Source organism: Streptomyces sp. NBC_00461 (genome assembly GCF_036013935.1).
GTDB lineage: Bacteria > Actinomycetota > Actinomycetes > Streptomycetales > Streptomycetaceae > Streptomyces.
The window spans coordinates 5,278,279-5,294,119 of the sequence record NZ_CP107902.1; the positions used below are offsets into that span (position 1 = coordinate 5,278,279).

Here is a 15,841-nt window from a genome sequence, read left to right on the forward strand (position 1 = left end):
GCCGCTCACGCCTGATCCGCCTTCGCACGGATCACGGCGACGGCCTCGTCCAGGGTGAACGCGGACTTCAGCTCGCCCTCCTGCAGGACGATGTCCATCTCCTTGCGCAGGATCAGGCTCAGCTCCACGAGGATCAGGGAGTCGATCTCCAGCTCGTCGAAGGTGGCGCCGGAGAGCAGCTCCGCCTCGTCGAGGCCGAACTTCTCGCTGATCAGGGCGGAGACGCGGTGCTTGAGGGTTTCCTGGATCTTGATGACGGGAGTGCTCATGGTGGTTTCCTCTCGTTGTTCGTTCTCGGGGTTCTCGTTGAGGTCGGTCGGTTCCAGGGCCGGCCAGACCAGCGCGGCCGAGCCCCAGGTGAGGCCGCCGCCGAAGCCGGTGAGGAGCACGCGGTGGCCGGGCTGCAGGTCGCCGTCGGCGGCGGCGTCACGCAGGGCGAGCGGGATCGAGGCGGCGACGGTGTTGCCGACCCGGTCCAGGTTGGCCACGATCTGCTTCTCCTCCAGGCCGAGTTGCTCGCCCACGGCGTTGAGGATGCGGATGTTGGCCTGGTGCGCCACGACCTTGTCCACCTCGGCGGGAGTCCAGCCGATCCGGTCGAGGAGGGTCTGCGAGGAACGGCTCATGTTCAGCACGGCCTGGGTGAACACGGGCCGGCCGTCCATGGTGAAGAAGTGGTCCCCGGCGCCCGGGGGTTCGGGCGCGGAGCGCTGCCGGGAACCTCCGGCGCGTACGGTGATCAGGTCGCCGCCCGAGCCGTCGCTGCCCAGGTCGAAGCCGAGCAGCGCGCCCGGCTCGTCCGCCTCGCCCGCCCGCAGGACCACGGCTCCGGCTCCGTCGCCGAAGATGGCCCGGGTGGTGCGGTCGGCCGGGTCGAGGATGGTGGAGAAGGTGTCCGCTCCGATCACCAGGGCCCGTTCGGCGAGCCCCGCGGTGATCATGGAGGACGCGGCGGCCAGCGCGTACACGAACCCGGTGCACACGGCGGACAGGTCGAAGGCGGGCACCGTCCCGAGCCCGAGCCGGTGGGCGACGTCCGGCGCGGTGGCCGGGCACGGCCGGTCCGGTGTGCTGGTGGCCAGCACGACCAGGTCCACGTCGCTGCGACGGGCCGAGGCCAGCGCATCCCGTCCGGCCGCCACCGCGAGGTCGGAGGTGGCCTCGCCCGGGGCGACGACATGACGCCGACCGATCCCGGTCCGGGTACGGATCCACCGGTCGGAGGTGTCCAGCCGCTCCGCCAACTCCTCATTGGACACGGCCCTCTCCGGCAGAGCACCACCCAGACCGCACAGCACCGCGGCGCGGCTCATGAGGCCAGCTCCTCGGCATCGTCGGCCGTACGGGTGGAGGACACCGCCAGGGTCGTCAGCCGGGTGCCCGGGGCGTCCGGGACCTGAGGGGTCCGCACCGTGCCGCCCGCCCGGAAGCTGCTCCCCGCCCTGCGCAGTGCCGTACGCACGGCGGCCGGTTCAGGGGCGACGATCGCCGCCACATGTCCGTCGGGGCGGACCACGAGGGCCCTCGGGGTGGTGCCGAGCAGTGGGGTGAAGCCCGGCCAGGCGGAGATGTCCCGTACCGGTACACCGTCGGGGGCGGCCCTCGACACGGACTGGCGGGTGGCCAGCCAGGTGGCGTCCTGGCGTTCGCCCGCCCAGAGCAGCAGCGTCAGCCGCGCCGGGTCGATCGAGGGCCAGCGTTCGGCGCCCGGCTGGGGCTCGTCGTGCGCGGCGAACACCGGCAGCCGGTCGCCGACGCGGATCCTGCTGGTCAGCCCCGGCAGCGTGTCGCGCAGGGACTCGGCCGGCCGGTAGCTGACGTCGTGCTGCGCCATCAGCGGGGCGCCGAACCGCTGCAGCACTCCGGTCCGGTGGGCCAGCCGTACGGTGGCGTCGCGCAGGGCGAGTTCGTGGCGCCGCTTGAACAGCCCCCAGCTGGTCTGCTTGGCGGTGGTCAGCACGATGCGCTCCGCGGCCAGGTGGCGGTCGCTGTCGTAGGTGTCGAGGATGCCTGGTTCGAAGGCGCCCTTGACCACGCCTGCCAGCTTCCAGGCGAGGTTGACCGCGTCCTGGATGCCGGTGTTCATGCCCTGCGCGCCGGCCGCGCTGAACACATGGGCGGCGTCGCCCGCGAGGAAGACCCGGCCCGCGCGCATGGTCTCGGCCACCCGGCGCCGTGCCCGGAAGATGGTGGACCAGTCGAGCTCGCCGACGATGCCGGGCCGCGGGGAACGCTCGTCGACGAACCGCTGGAACAGCTCCGGCGGCGGCCCCTGCTCCTCGCGCCAGTCCGGCACGCTGATGGCGAGCCGGTACCGGCCGCCGCCGAAGGGGGCGATTCCCAGAGCGCCGGAGCGGGAGTAGCCGTACACCAGCGCGTGCTGGTCCAGGTCGCCGGCCACGGGACCGTCACCGATCGCGAACAGCACGTCGTTGCCGGTGCCCAGCAGCTCGATCCCGGCGAGGCGGCGGACCGCGCTGCGCGCACCGTCCGCGCCGATCACCCAGTCCGCCTCGACATGATCGGTGCGCCCGTCGGCCCGCTGCACCTGAGCGACCGGCCGGGACCCCGAGGTGTCGAGCCCGGTGAGGGAGCCGAACTCGATCTCGCCGCCGTACGCGGCCAGCCGGGTGCGGATCACCTCCTCGGTGGTGTCCTGCGGGACGACCACGCCGAAGGGGTACGGGGTGTCGGAGAGCCGGCTCATCTCGATGGAGCCGAGGTGCCGCTTGTCGGAGTAGTACTGCACCGAGTCCAGCCGGTTGCCCAGCTCGATCAGCGGCTCGGAGGCGCCGATACGGCCGAGGAGTTCCAGGCTGCGCGGCCAGACGACGCTGGCCCGGGAGTGCTGGACGGGGCCGGCGGCCGAGTCGTCGATCAGCCGGACCGGAACACCCTGCGCGAGCAGTTCGGTGGCCAGCACCAGTCCCACGGGGCCGGCGCCCACGACGAGGACGGGACGCCGCTCACCGGGGCCCTCGCGCTGAGGGAACGTCATGACAGTACCTTTCGGGGAAGTCGGAACAGGGTGGGAAATTCCGGGCGGTTCAGGTCCGTCGCACCACGACCGCGCTCCACGTGAACCCGGCGCCCGCGCTCAGCACCGCGGCGTACTCTCCGCGTTCGAGGCGGTGCGGGCCGGTGTCCGCGGACAGGGCGGCCAGGTTGGACAGCAGGTCACCGGCGCCGAGATGACCGGTGTTCTCGCCCAGGTCGGCCAGGGGCGCGTCGGTGACCTCGGCGACGGCGGGGCCGTACACCTTCAGTGCGGTGGCCCGGCCGAGCCGCGGCAGCAGTACGGCGCTCAGCCGATGCCCGCCGGTGCCGATGCCCGCCTCGGTCAGCGCGGCGGCCAGGACGGCCGTGGTCTCCTGGCGCAGCCGGTCGAGGAAGCGCTGTTTGCCGTGCTCGGCGAGGAACGCCTTCTTGGTGCGGCGGACGTCCACGGCCACGCTGCGGATGTGGGGTGCCGGGTGGAAGGCACCGGTGTCACGGTGGGCGCTCTCCAGCTCCGGCGCCGCTCGTGTGTGCAGGGCGCACAGGGTGAGCGCGCCCTCCGGGACGCCCGTGGGGCCGGCGCCGACGACGGCCGCGGTGGCACCGTCGCCGTACCAGACGCCGTAGTCACCGCCCCACCGGTCGAAACCCGGCGGTGCGAAACGGTCGGCTGTGGTCACCAGGACCGGGCCGTCACCGGGCCGCGCGGCGAGCTGGTGCGCTGCCGTGCGCAGGGCTGCCGCCGCGCCGTTGCACATCTGCTGGACGCCGGTCGGGATCGCGTTCAGGGCGCCGATCCGGGCGGCCACGTAGTGCGCGGGCGACCAGAAGTCGTGGCCCTGGTGGTAGGTCCAGGCGTGCAGGACGGCGGCGAGGTCACCGGCGGGGACACCGGCCCGGGACAGGGCGTGCCGGGCGGCACGCACCGCCATCTGAGGCGCGGACAGGTCGGGGGAGGCGGGCAGTTGCCCGTAGCCCATCGCGTCCGCCTCGTCGGTGGTCACCCGGCCGGTGTCCAGCGCGTCCGCCGTCTTCTCGGTGGTGGGCGGCAGCCACTCGGCGGGCGCGAGCCATATGTCGTCGGGGGTCATACGCACTCCTCGCCGTCGAGCAGCGGGACGCCCGTCGACGCCGTGGTCGTGTGCATCCGGCCGGAGGCGATGACGTCGCCGTCCTGCTCGAAGTCGATGTGGAAGGTCCTGAGGTCGGGCAGCATCAGGCTGAGGTTGTCCTCGTGCGCGTACGGCTCGGTCTTGCGGATGTGCACCGTCGTGGGGGCGTCCAGCTCGGCGTAGCGGAGGAAGGAGAACTCGAAGCCGGCCACCGTGCTGCGGCTGACCGAGGCGCCCCACAGGTCGGACACGCCGAGCATGCACAGCTGGCGGGCGGCCTCCATGAGCACCATGCCGGGCACGTGGTCCTGGCCGTGGTCGAACATGCTGCGGTTCTCCAGCGGGACCCGTACGGTCGCGGTGGCGTTGTCGCTGCCCACGGTGGCGGAGCTGAGCACGACGTTCGCCGGGTCGCTGCGGCCGACCAGGTGCGGGTCGACGTAGGCGCTCTGGCGGGGCAGGTCCTTGAACGGCACCAGCGGCCGGCCGCGGCCCTGCAGGCGGACCGTGTCGTACACCTCGGCGGGGATGTAGCCGACGTCCATGTGGACGAAGCCGAGGCAGCGCTGGGCGAGCTTCATGTCGATGCCGAAGGACAGCCGGCGCACATCGCCGGGGGTGCCGCGGCGGTTGCTGGTGCGCACCGAGATCCGCAGCTCGCCGGGCTGCTCCTGCTGCGGGAGGGTGAGCAGCCCCGGCAGCTCCATCGACCAGGACCGCAGCAGGAACTTGCTCTTGCGCGAGACCCCGGCGTACTCGTGGCCGCCGTAGGTCTCGGCCTGCCGGCAGCACTCCAGCAGCAGCATCGGGTCCGGGCTGCCGAGCCGTGAGGTGTTCTCGGTGTAGTAGGCGTGCAGCGGGGGCAGTTGCGCGGCGGCGAGATATTCCTCCTCGCCGGTCTTGCGGGCGTCCGTGAGGAATACCTCGGAAAGCGCCCAACGGTGCAGCAGAGAGCGGTCCACGGTGCGCATGAATTCGAGGTTCGCCGCACCCGGCAGGCAGGCCTTCTTCTCATTGGAGGTCATGGGGATCCAATTCCCTTTTCTCTCGCGTGATTTCATTGTCGGGGGAGGTGGCAAAGCGCTCACTAAAAGCGAACTCAAGGGGGCTGTTCGCTAGACCACCCAGGCCAGCGGACTGCGATAGCCGTTGCCGGCCCGGTCCCAGCTCGCGCGGGGTGCGCACGGCTCGGCGACAGCGTCGTCGGCTGCCTCGGCGCGAGCCCGCAGTACGGTCAACACGGCCATCAGCGCGCCCAGTTCGTCGGGTGTGGGGTCGCCGCGCACCACACGGAAGGCGGCCTCGCGCAACACGTCGGCGCTCACAGCGGGGTGATCCCGTGCTTGCGCTGCGGCAGCGCCCGGTGCTTGGTCCGCAGCACGGCCAGCGAGCGGGCCAGCAGCGCGCGGGTCTCACCCGGTTCGACGACGTCGTCCACCAGGCCGCGTTCGGCCGCGTAGTACGGGTGCATCAGCTCGGCCTTGTACTCCTGGACCATCTGCGCGCGCATCGCCGCGGGGTCGTCGGCGTCCGCGATCTGCCGGCGGAAGACGACGTTGGCGGCCCCCTCGGCACCCATCACCGCCACCTCGTTGGTGGGCCAGGCGAAGGACAGGTCCGCGCCGACCGAGCGGGAGTCCATGACGATGTAGGCGCCGCCGTACGCCTTGCGCAGGATCAGCTGGATGCGGGGGACGGTGGCGTTGCAGTACGCGTACAGCAGCTTCGCGCCGTGCCGGATGATCCCGTTGTGCTCCTGGTCCACGCCGGGCAGGAAGCCGGGCACGTCCAGCATGGTGACCAGCGGGATGTTGAAGGCGTCGCACAGGGAGACGAACCGCGCGGCCTTCTCGCTGGCCTTGATGTCCAGCACCCCGGCGCTGACCATGGGCTGGTTGGCGATGATGCCCACCACGTGCCCGTCGATCCGGGACAGGGCGCACACGACGTTGGGCGCCCAGGTCGGGTGCGTCTCGAAGTACTCGCCGTGGTCGACGATCTCCTCGATGACCTCCCGCACGTCGTAGCCCCGCGAGGGGTCGGCCGGGACGAGGTCGGCGAGCCGGTCGGTGCGCCGGTCCGCCGGATCGTCGCCGGGCAGCACGGGCGGGGCCTGCCGGTTGTTGGACGGCAGAAAGGACAGCAGGTGGCGCACGTCCTCCAGACAGGTCGCCTCGTCGTCGTACGCGAACGCGGCCACCCCGGACACCGACGCGTGCACGTCGGCGCCGCCCAGCTCGTCCATGCTCACCTGTTCGCCGGTGACCGCACGCACGACGTCCGGGCCGGTGATGAACATCTGGGACACGCCCCGGACCATGAAGGTGAAGTCGGTCAGCGCCGGCGAGTAGGCCGCGCCTCCCGCGCACGGGCCGAGGATCACGCTGATCTGCGGGATGACGCCCGAGGAACGCGCGTTGCGACTGAAGATGCCGCCGTATCCGGCGAGCGCGGTCACCCCTTCCTGGATGCGGGCGCCCGCGCCGTCGCACAGGCTCACCAGCGGGGCGCCGGACGCCTCCGCGAGGTCCATCAACTTGTGGATCTTCATGGCGTGGGACTCGCCGAGTGCGCCGCCGAAGATGCGGAAGTCGTGCGCGTAGACGAAGACCTGGCGGCCCTCGACCGTGCCCCAGCCGGTGACGACGCCGTCGGTGTGCGGCCTGCGGCGCTCCAGGCCGAAGCCGGTCGCGCGGTGCCGGCGCAGCGGCTCCAGCTCGGTGAACGACCCCTCGTCCAGCAGGAGTTCGACGCGCTCGCGAGCGGTGAGCTTGCCGCGTGCGTGCTGTGCCTCGGTGGCCCGCTGTCCGGGACCCGCGTGCACCTCGGCGCGCAGCCGCCGCAGCTCCTCCACGCGCACATGCATGCTGTCGGGACGCTCGGGTTCCGACTCGGTAGGTGGCACCGGGCTTTGCGCCACGGGGTTCTCGACCACGGTGGTCATGCCTTGTCCTCCCATCCGGACGCCCTCTGGACCGAGGCCGCCCGCAAGAAGGGTTCGGGGCCCTGGGCAATGCCTGACTCAAGCCGTGAAAAAATCGCCGACTTCTATTCCGGGCCTTGAGTGAAAGGCAGGCCGGTTGTGAGGGAAAAGCGGTCCGGAACTTGAGTGGCCCCCTCGGACGATGTTCCCGACCGTCGTCGGAATATCGAGAGGGCAGATCATGGTCGCGCACGTTCACGGGTCCACAGCCGAGCCGCGGTACGCCGTCCTGTTTCCCGGACAGGGGGTGCAGCGCCCCGGTATGGGCGAGCCGTGGCGGGACACGGCGTCCTGGGAGTTCGTCGACTCCGTCTCCCGGGCCTCCGGCTTCGACGTCGCCGAGCTGCTGCTGACGGCGGACCAGGAGACCCTGTCCCGCACCGACCACGCCCAGATCTCGGTGTTCACCGCGTCCCTGCTGGCCTGGTCGGAGTTCCACCGGCACGATCCGTTCGCGCAGGTGGTGGCCGTCGCCGGGCACAGCCTCGGCGAGTACACGGCGCTGGTGGCCGCCGGGGTGCTGTCGGTGACGGACGGCGCCTGGCTGGTGGGCGAGCGGGGCCGGGCCATGGCCGAGGCGGCCCGCGCGCGGCCCGGAGCGATGGCCGCCTTGATGGGCGGCGACCCGGAGCAGGTCACGGCCCTGGTGGCGGAGGCTCGCCGGGACGGCGGCGACCTGTGGGTGGCCAACCACAACAGCCCCCAGCAGACGGTGATCGCCGGCAGTCGTACGGCCGTGGAGGCCACCGCCGCCCGTGCGGCCGGGGCCGGCCTGCGCTACAGCGTCCTGCCGGTCAACGCCGCCTGCCACAGCCCCTACATGGAGCCCGCCGGCACGGCCCTGCGCCGGGCCCTGGAACTGACGGGCTTCGCGACCGGGGCGGTCCCCGTGGTGGCCAACGTGGACGCCCGCGCCCACCAAGGTGGCGGCCACTGGCGTGACCTGTGCGCCCGTCAGCTGGTCAGCCCGGTCCGCTGGGCGGACACCCTGCACGTCCTCCACGAACAGCTGGACTCCACCGCGTTCCTGGACATCGGTCCCGGCGCCACCCTCGCCGGCCTGGCGCGGCGCGCCCTGCCGGAGGTCCCCTCCCACCGCTTCAAGGCACCGGTCCCGCACGCGGCCTGACCTGCCGTCGACGCCGAAGGAAGAGGTCATGACAACGATTCAGGAGATACCCGTCGGTCGAGCGGCCGAGGCCGAAGTGGAGGTCGCGCGTGAGGCCGGCAACGGGGTCGAGGCCGGAGAAGCAGCCGACCTGGGCGGGCTGTTGGTGCGGGCGGCGGCACGGTTCCCCGAGCACGGGGTGCGCTACCTCTCCGGGGAGCGAACCCTCGGTCACACCTATCCGCAGCTCCTGGCGGAGTCGCTTCGCCTGCTGAACGCCCTGCGCAGGAAGGGAGTCCGTCCGGGCAGCGTCGTGGCGCTGCTGCTGGAGCGGCCCGAGGACTTCGTTCCGGCCCTCTGGGCCTGCCTGCTCGGCGGCATCCCCGTCTGCCCAATGGTCCCCGTCCGCGATGATCCGCAGCGCTGGACAGCCCAGTTGAGCCACATCGACACGCTGCTCGACGGCCCGCTCGTGATCACCGACCGCCGCACGCGCGAGGAGCTCCCCGCGGTCCAGGGGCTGTCGGTCACCACGATCGAGGACCTGGCCCCGACCGCGACCGAGACGGACGCGCGCACGGTCACGCCGACCGCCGCCGCCCCGGACGACACCGCCCTCCTGGTCCTCACGTCCGGTTCCACCGGCGCCGCCAAGGCGGTCCGGCTCACCCACGGAAACCTGCTGGCCGCCATGGCGGCGAAGGCCGGTACGCAGTCGCTCACCCCGGCGGACGTGACGCTCAACTGGATCTCCTACGACCATGTCGCCGCACTGCTGGAGGCACACCTGCTGCCCCTGTCCGTGGGGGCCGTGCAACTGCACACGTCACCGGAGTCGGTACTGGCCGACCCCACGCACTTCCTCGAATTGATCGACGCCCACCGGGTGACGATGACGTTCACCCCCAACTTCCTGCTGGGGCTGATCAACAAGGCCCTCGACCAGCTGCAGCACCCTCTGCCGCTGGACCTGTCCTGCGTACGGCACATCATCTCCGGCGGTGAGGCGAATCCGGTCGCCACGGGTGTCGGCTTCCTCGACCGGACGGCCCCGTACGGACTGCACCGCGGGGCCCTGTGGCCCGCGTTCGGGATGACCGAGACCTGCGCCGGCAGCATCTACAACCGGGAGTTCCCCGACGCCGACCACGGCGGCGAGTTCGCCTCGGTCGGCCGGCCGGTCAGTGGGCTGCGGATCAGGGTCGCGGCTCAGGACGGCGAGGTCGGCGAGGTCGGCGAGGTGCAGCTCACGGGACCGATGATCACGCGCGGGTACTGGAACAACGAGGAGGCGACCGCGGCCGCGTTCACGGCGGACGGCTGGTTCCGCACCGGTGACCTCGGCCGGCTCGACGGGGAGCGGCTGACCCTCGTGGGGCGGAGCAAGGACAGCGTCATCGTCAACGGCGTCAACTACTACAGTCACGAACTGGAGTCGGTGCTCGGCGACCTCGACGGCATCGAGAAGTCCTTCGTCGCCGCGTTCCCGACCCGCCCGGTGGGCGGCGACACCGAGCAGCTCGCGGTCGCGTTCGCCGTCACCTCCGACATGGCCGGCGACGAGGCGGCGCTCCACCGTCTGATCGTCGCGGTCAGGAACAGTGTCGTACTGCTCTGGGGGTTCCGCCCGGCGCTGCTGCTGCCGCTTCCCAAGGACGCCTTCCCGAAGACGAGCCTGGGCAAGATCCCGCGATCGCTCATGCGGCGTCGTCTGGAGGCCGGTGACTACGCAGGGCACCTGGAGTCCGTCCAGGAGCTGATCACGCGTCAACTCGGCGGCCACGTCACCCCCGTGGGCGCGGTCGAGGAGACGCTCACGGAGCTGTACGGCGAGCTCTTCGACGCCGAACCGTCCCTGATCAGTGCCACCGCGAGCTTCTTCGACCTCGGCGGGACCTCGCTGGACATCCTGCGCCTCAAGAGCCTGGTGGCCCAGCGCTTCCCCGGCGCCGACCTGCCGGTCCTCGCGATCCTCACCTCACCCAGCGTCCGCGAACTGGCCGCACGCATCGAGGCGGGCCGAAGCGGCGAGAACGCCCCCTACGATCCGGTCGTCGCGCTGCAGACCAGCGGGGACGGGACGCCGCTCTTCTGTGTCCACCCCGGCGTCGGCGAGGTGCTGGTCTTCGTGAACCTGGCCAAGTACTTCGTGCACGAGCGGCCCTTCTACGCCCTTCGGGCGCGCGGGTTCGACCCGGGGGAGAAGCCGTTCGAGAGCTTCGCGGAGATGGTGCGCGTCTACGCGGACGCCATCCGCTCCAGGCAGCCGCACGGCCCCTACGCGATCGCCGGGTACTCCTTCGGCGCGGCGGTGGCCTTCGAGGTGGCCAGGCTGCTGGAGGCGGAGGGCGAGCGGGTGGACTTCCTCGGCAGCTTCAACCTGCCCCCGCACATCAAGTACCGCATGGACGAGCTCGACTTCGTCGAGACCGCGGTCAACCTGGCGATGTTCCTCGACCTGGTCCCCGAGCGGCAGGCGAAGACGCTGCCGGCCGAGTTGCGCCCGCTGACCAGGCAGGAGCAGCTCGCCCGTCTGATCGCCCTCGCCGCCCCGCACCGGCTCGCCGAACTCGATCTGGATCTTGACAGGTTCGCCGCCTGGGCGGACCTCGCCGACGGCCTGACCAGCCTCGGCCGGACCTACCGGCCCTCCGGCACGGTCGCGCGGATGAGCGTCTTCTACGCCGTCCCGCTGCGCGGCAGCAAGCAGGACTGGCTCGACAACGAACTCAGTCGCTGGGAGGACTTCACCCGCGAGGCACCCCGATACCTCGATGTGCCCGGTGAGCACTACACCCTCATGGGGCCGAAGCATGTGGCCGCCTTCCAGTCGGTCCTGCGGGCGGAACTCGACCGGTCGCTGGGAGCAGGCGGTGCACCCCAGTGCTAGTGCCCCGGCAGGCAACGTTCGCCCCGTCGCGACGCCCGGCACGCACTCTCGCCGCACCGGGCACAGACCCAAGTACGTCCAGTACGAGGGCCCGCACCCGGCACGCCGAGAGCACGCACCGGACGCCGCTCCTTTGCGGGCAAACGTTGCCTGCCGGGGCACTAGCCGGGAAGAAGATCCTGATCACCGGGGCGACCGGCCTGGTGGCGCGCACCGCGGCCGAGACGCTCGCGGAGCACAACGAGGTGTGGTGTCTTGGCCGCTTCTGCGACCCGGAGGCGGAGCGGCGGTTGAAGGACCGGGGGATACGGACGTGGCGCTGGGACATGGCCGTGGACGAACTCGACGGTCTTCCCGACGACTTCACGCATGTCCTGCACGCGGCGGTCGAGCGCGGCGGCAGTGACTTCGAGGAGGTCGTGGCGGTGAACTCCGTCGCCACCGGCCGTCTGATGGCCCATTGCCGCAGCGCCGAAGCCTTGCTGTTCGTCTCCACCAGCGCGGTCTACGCGCCCCAGGCACCGGCCCACCTGTACACCGAGGACGACCCGCTCGGCACCGTGTCGGCATGGCTGCCGACGTACCCGGTCGGCAAGCTGGCCACCGAGGGCGCCGTGCGTGCGCTCGCCGTGACGCTCGGCCTGCCCACTACCATCGCCCGGCTCAACGTCGCCTACGGCCCCCATGGGCACGGCGGGCTCCCGGTGATCCTGCACCGGCAGATGCTCGCCGGGAAGCCCATCGCCGTACCCCACGGAGAACAGCACTACTGCTCCCCGATCCACACCGACGACATCGCGCGGCACGTGCCCCGGCTGTGGGCCGCGGCTCGGACCCCCGCGACCGTCGTGAACTGGGGAGGGGACGAGGTCGTGGGCGTGCGCGACCTCATGACGTACGTCTCCGAACTGACCGGCGTGCCGGCCGACTTCGTGCCGAGCGACGTCACCCGTGCCGTCGTCGCGTACGACGGCACCCGCCGCAGGAGCATCGCCGGTGCCTGCGGAACGTCCTGGCGCGACGGCGTCCGGCAGGTCCTGGAGGCGCACTTTCCCGGCACCGTCGAAGCCCGCCCCGACAGAGAGATCTCCCACCGTGACCAGTGAAACGTCCACCGAACCGCAGGTGCTGGGGCTACTGGAACGCTCACTGAGCGCCGGCTGCGCGGCCTCGTTGCGCGCGGCCGTGAAACTCGGCCTGGCCGACGTCCTCGGCGACACCCCGGCGAAGGCGGACAGCCTCGCCGTGGCGGTCGACGCCGACCCGGACGCGCTGCGGCGACTGCTGCGCTCGCTCACCGGCCACGGTGTCTTCGCCGAGACCTCCGAGGGCCGGTTCGTCCACACGGAGCTTTCGCGACTGCTGCGCGAGGACGCCCCGGATCGGCTCGACCAGCTGGTGCTGTGGATGACCGAACCATGGACCTGGGAGCTGTGGGGCCGTCTGGACGAGTCGGTGCGCACCGGCAAGGACGTGTTCGCCGACACGTACGGCGGTGAGTTCTTCGAGCACGTGCACACGGTCTGGCCTCAGTCCGCGGCGGTGTTCGACCGCGCCATGACCCAGGCCAGCAGGCAGTCCGCCGCGGCCGTCGCGAGCGTCCTGCCGCTGTCCGGCGCGCGGACCGTCGCCGACATCGGCGGCGGACAGGGCTTCCTGCTGGCCTCGCTCCTGGAGCGCCACCCCGGCGTACGGGGGATCCTGTTCGACCGGCCCGACGTGGTCGCGGGCGCTGACGCCCGGTTGCGCGAAGGCGGTGAACTGGCCGACCGGGTAAGGCTGTTGGCCGGAGACTGCCGCGAGCAGCTGCCGGCCGACGCCGACGTGTACGTCTTCAAGAACATCCTGGGGATGAACGACGAGGACGCCGCCGTCGTGCTCGGCAACCTCGTGCGGACGGCGCCCGCCGGAGCCCGGGTGGTCATCGTGGAGAACCTCGTCGACAACGGCCCGGGACAGCGGTTCAGCACCGCGATGGATCTGCGGATGCTGCTCACCGTCGGCGGGCGCAAGCACACCCGGGAGAGTCTGCTCGGGCTCGTGGAGCGGGCGGGCCTCGTCGTCCGGGACGTACGGCCGGTCAACTCGTACCAGCACGTGATCGAGGCGACGACGCCATGACCGGTACCGCCGATGTCCTGGTGGTGGGCGCGGGGCCCACCGGCCTCCTCCTGGCCGGGGACCTGGCCGCGGCCGGGGTGCGGGTCACCCTGCTGGAGCGGCGGGAGCACGCCGCTGACCCCGGCATGACCCGTGCCTTCGCGGTGCACGCCCGCACCCTGGAGGTACTGGACGCGCGCGGCCTCGCCGACGAACTGGTCGCCCTCGGCAGGACGGCACCCGTGGTGGGGCTCTTCGGCAGGATCGAGCTGCACCTGCACCGGCTGCGCACCCGCTTCCCCTTTGTGCTGATCACTCCGCAGTACCACGTCGAGGAGCTGCTGGAACGGCGTGCGCTCGCCGCCGGCGTGCGGATCGTGCGGGGCGCCGAGGCCGTGGCGCTGAGACAGCGGGCCGACGGCGTCGACGTGGACACGGCGGCCAAGGGCACCTTCGGTGCCTCGTACGTGATCGGATGCGACGGCGTGCGCAGCGCTGTGCGCCGGCTGACCGGGATCGCCTTCCCCGGCCGCTCTGTGGTGCGTTCGGTGATGCTGGCCGACGTCCGGCTGCAGGAGGTGCCCGTCGACGCGGTGACCACCAACTCCAACAAGTACGGCTTCGCCTCACTCGTGCCCTTCGGCGACGGCTGGTACCGCGCGATCGGCAGGATCGCCGGCGACGACCGCCCCGATGACGCACCCGTGGTGGCCGAGGAACTGTCCGGCCTGTTGCGCCGCGTCCTCGGCTCCGACCATGGCATGCACGACCCGCGCTGGATCTCGCGCTTCCACAGCGACGAGCGGCAGGCGGTCCGCTACCGCGAGGGCCGGGTGCTGCTGGCGGGAGACGCCGCGCACGTCCACTCGCCCGCCGGAGGCATGGGAATGAACACGGGGCTGCAGGACGCCGCCAACCTGGGTTGGAAGCTGGCCGCGGTCGTGCAGGGCCGGGCCGGGGAGCCGCTGCTCGACTCCTACGAGGCGGAGCGCCACCCGGTCGGGAAGCAGGCGCTGCGGGTCTCCGGGGCGATCACCCGAGGAGTGCTGAACGCCCCGGGCAACGGCCTGGTGCGACAACTCCGGGAGGTCGCCCTGCCGTTGCTCTCCCTGGCGAACTCGCTCACCGATGCCGGGGAGCACCTGCTCTCCGGCATCGGCATCGCCTACCCGTCCCCGCCCGGCAGCCACCGCCTCACCGGCCGCCGGGCCCCCGATCTGCGGATCGCGGGCGGGCAGCGGCTGTACGAGGTGCTGCGCGACGGCCGTTTCGTCCTGATCACCAGAGGCCACCCGGTACCCGAGACGGACCGGCTGCGAGTAGCCGCCCCCACCGGCACCCTGCGTACCACCCTCCTGATCCGCCCGGACGGCCACATCGCCTGGGCCGCCGACACCCCGCACCCCGAGCAACTGCACGCGGCGCTGGAACGCTGGCCGCTAGGAGCACACCGACGCGGGCACAGGTCCGGGCTGCACCGCTGTTGACCGTGCTTGTCCGCCCTGGGAGTTGGCCTTCTCGTAGGTTTCGCGGCCGGCCACCGACCCCGTTGGTACCCAGACCGATGAGCAGGACCTGGTTCAGGTGGCCGGTCTCGCGCGGCCGGGGCCACGATGCCGGCCCGCCGCCGGGGTCAGCGGCAGCGAGCCGGCACTCAGTTGAACAGACGATGATCCTCACGCCGGTGAGCACGGCGACTGATCACAGCGGACAGCAAAACAGCTCCCCGAACCGCCCGGGACCATGCGCTGGACCGTCGTCACCACGGCACCGAACCACCGGCCATGTCACACACCGTTCCTCGCGGTGGCACGCCCGGTGGGACGGCGCAGGAAGTACGCCGTGGCGCGGCGGGATCAGTCGCCCAGTCGGTTGACGGCACCGGCGGTGATGCCTTCCATGTAGCCGGGGTCGTCGCTGGGCTGACCGGAGAGTTCGACGATGCCGAACCTGTGGCCACTGCGGATCACCGCGACGCCGCCGGCGACCTTGCCGTCGCCGTTGAAGGCCGGGTACCAACTGCCGTTGCCGGCCTTGACGGTGATCGCGTGTCCCTTGCCGTAGTACCAGTGACCTCGCGGCTCGTCCTGGCAGGTGCGCACCATCTTGTTGAGCTGCTTCTCGTACGAGGCCGCCGACGTGTCGGTGGAACCGTCCGCGACGGATTCGGTCAGCGAGGTGCCGTTGGTGTCGAAGGCCCAGGTCACGTCGGCATAGGCGGCGGCCTTCCCCTTGGTCAGCGATCGCATCGTCTCCTCGCCGGAGCACGCCGAAAGAGCTTGCTTCCCGGCCAAGTTCACGGTCGCGCCGACCGGGGTCAGACCCTGCTGGAAGAAGTCGTCACTCTGCATCAGGGCGGCGGAGCCGAGACCGGGCGCGGCAGCGGCGGCGGTGAGCGCGGTTGCCGACCGGCTCGCAGCGCTCGTGTCCGCGCCTGCGGCGGGAATCGCGCCGATCCCGACCGCGATCAGGGCGGCCCCGACTGAGGCGGCTACTCCTGCGCTACGAGCGCGACGTGAGAACTTCCTGCCGGCTGCCTGGTTGTCGGACATCTCATCTCCTGTCTGGTCGCGACGCGGTTGGCGTCGTCGTACACCTGGGAGATGCCGGAGGTGCGGGAGATGTTGGACAGAGGTCTGCCGCGATCGGTG

General features: G+C 71.6%; 12 protein-coding genes and 1 pseudogene. 5 read left to right on the plus strand and 8 right to left on the minus strand.

Annotation, left to right across the window (positions count from 1 at the left end; genetic code table 11):
* Positions 1–5 precede the first annotated feature (5 nt).
* The 7 genes and pseudogenes from OG870_RS24710 to OG870_RS24740 all read right to left on the minus strand — a co-directional run bounded on the left by OG870_RS24710 (position 6) and on the right by OG870_RS24740 (position 7,053).
* Positions 6–269 (minus strand): acyl carrier protein, encoded by a 264-nt coding sequence (locus OG870_RS24710; RefSeq protein WP_266520481.1) that lies wholly within the window; start codon positions 267–269, stop codon positions 6–8.
* 48 nt (positions 270–317) lie between these two features.
* Positions 318–1,313 (minus strand): annotated as a pseudogene (locus OG870_RS24715) (beta-ketoacyl-ACP synthase III); the annotation flags it as partial.
* Entirely contained in the window at positions 1,310–2,998 is a 1,689-nt protein-coding gene (locus tag OG870_RS24720) for an FAD-dependent monooxygenase (protein WP_266518397.1), read from the minus strand. The gene OG870_RS24720 and the pseudogene OG870_RS24715, both read right to left, overlap by 4 nt.
* A 49-nt stretch (positions 2,999–3,047) precedes the next feature.
* Entirely contained in the window at positions 3,048–4,088 is a 1,041-nt protein-coding gene (locus OG870_RS24725) for a 3-oxoacyl-ACP synthase (RefSeq protein ID WP_266518399.1), read from the minus strand.
* Positions 4,085–5,134, minus strand: a complete 1,050-nt coding sequence (locus OG870_RS24730; protein ID WP_266518401.1) for an AfsA-related hotdog domain-containing protein — start codon at positions 5,132–5,134, stop codon at positions 4,085–4,087. Before OG870_RS24730 ends, OG870_RS24725 begins: the two co-directional genes overlap by 4 nt.
* 90 nt (positions 5,135–5,224) lie before the next feature.
* Positions 5,225–5,434: an acyl-CoA carboxylase subunit epsilon gene (locus OG870_RS24735; protein ID WP_266839201.1), complete on the minus strand. Its 210-nt coding sequence runs from the start codon at positions 5,432–5,434 to the stop codon at positions 5,225–5,227.
* Positions 5,431–7,053 carry an acyl-CoA carboxylase subunit beta gene (locus OG870_RS24740; RefSeq protein ID WP_405624636.1) on the minus strand — a complete coding sequence of 541 codons (1,623 nt, stop codon included), beginning with the start codon at positions 7,051–7,053 and terminating at the stop codon, positions 5,431–5,433. The genes OG870_RS24735 and OG870_RS24740 overlap by 4 nt, the downstream gene beginning before the upstream one ends.
* A gap of 220 nt (positions 7,054–7,273) precedes the next feature.
* Between OG870_RS24740 and OG870_RS24745 the strand changes: the two genes are divergently transcribed.
* The 5 genes from OG870_RS24745 (at position 7,274) to OG870_RS24765 (ending at position 14,677) form a co-directional block, all read left to right on the plus strand.
* Positions 7,274–8,221, plus strand: a complete 948-nt coding sequence (locus OG870_RS24745; protein ID WP_327691447.1) for an ACP S-malonyltransferase — start codon at positions 7,274–7,276, stop codon at positions 8,219–8,221.
* A 28-nt stretch (positions 8,222–8,249) separates the two neighbouring features.
* Complete coding sequence (locus OG870_RS24750; protein ID WP_327691449.1) at positions 8,250–11,090, plus strand: non-ribosomal peptide synthetase; 2,841 nt, start codon at positions 8,250–8,252, stop codon at positions 11,088–11,090.
* A 146-nt stretch (positions 11,091–11,236) separates the two neighbouring features.
* A complete protein-coding gene (locus tag OG870_RS24755) occupies positions 11,237–12,196 on the plus strand; it encodes an NAD-dependent epimerase/dehydratase family protein (RefSeq protein WP_405624637.1) in 960 nt (319 codons plus the stop codon).
* Entirely contained in the window at positions 12,186–13,211 is a 1,026-nt protein-coding gene (locus OG870_RS24760) for a methyltransferase (RefSeq protein ID WP_327691450.1), read from the plus strand. Before OG870_RS24755 ends, OG870_RS24760 begins: the two co-directional genes overlap by 11 nt.
* Complete coding sequence (locus OG870_RS24765; protein WP_266582837.1) at positions 13,208–14,677, plus strand: FAD-dependent monooxygenase; 1,470 nt, start codon at positions 13,208–13,210, stop codon at positions 14,675–14,677. The genes OG870_RS24760 and OG870_RS24765 overlap by 4 nt, the downstream gene beginning before the upstream one ends.
* A gap of 369 nt (positions 14,678–15,046) precedes the next feature.
* On the opposite strand, the gene OG870_RS24770 is transcribed toward OG870_RS24765, so the two are convergent.
* Complete coding sequence (locus OG870_RS24770; protein WP_266518417.1) at positions 15,047–15,742, minus strand: hypothetical protein; 696 nt, start codon at positions 15,740–15,742, stop codon at positions 15,047–15,049.
* Positions 15,743–15,841: the final 99 nt, after the last annotated feature.

Bases quoted from the DNA above. Each gene is read 5' to 3' on its own strand.
- OG870_RS24750 (WP_327691449.1), top strand. From the start codon at position 8,250: ATGACAACGATTCAGGAGATACCCGTCGGTCGAGCGGCCGAGGCCGAA.
- OG870_RS24710 (WP_266520481.1), bottom strand. From the start codon at position 269: ATGAGCACTCCCGTCATCAAGATCCAGGAAACCCTCAAGCACCGCGTC.
- OG870_RS24725 (WP_266518399.1), bottom strand. From the start codon at position 4,088: ATGACCCCCGACGACATATGGCTCGCGCCCGCCGAGTGGCTGCCGCCC.
- OG870_RS24745 (WP_327691447.1), top strand. From the start codon at position 7,274: ATGGTCGCGCACGTTCACGGGTCCACAGCCGAGCCGCGGTACGCCGTC.
- OG870_RS24770 (WP_266518417.1), bottom strand. From the start codon at position 15,742: ATGTCCGACAACCAGGCAGCCGGCAGGAAGTTCTCACGTCGCGCTCGT.
- OG870_RS24740 (WP_405624636.1), bottom strand. From the start codon at position 7,053: ATGACCACCGTGGTCGAGAACCCCGTGGCGCAAAGCCCGGTGCCACCT.
- OG870_RS24730 (WP_266518401.1), bottom strand. From the start codon at position 5,134: ATGACCTCCAATGAGAAGAAGGCCTGCCTGCCGGGTGCGGCGAACCTC.
- OG870_RS24765 (WP_266582837.1), top strand. From the start codon at position 13,208: ATGACCGGTACCGCCGATGTCCTGGTGGTGGGCGCGGGGCCCACCGGC.
- OG870_RS24720 (WP_266518397.1), bottom strand. From the start codon at position 2,998: ATGACGTTCCCTCAGCGCGAGGGCCCCGGTGAGCGGCGTCCCGTCCTC.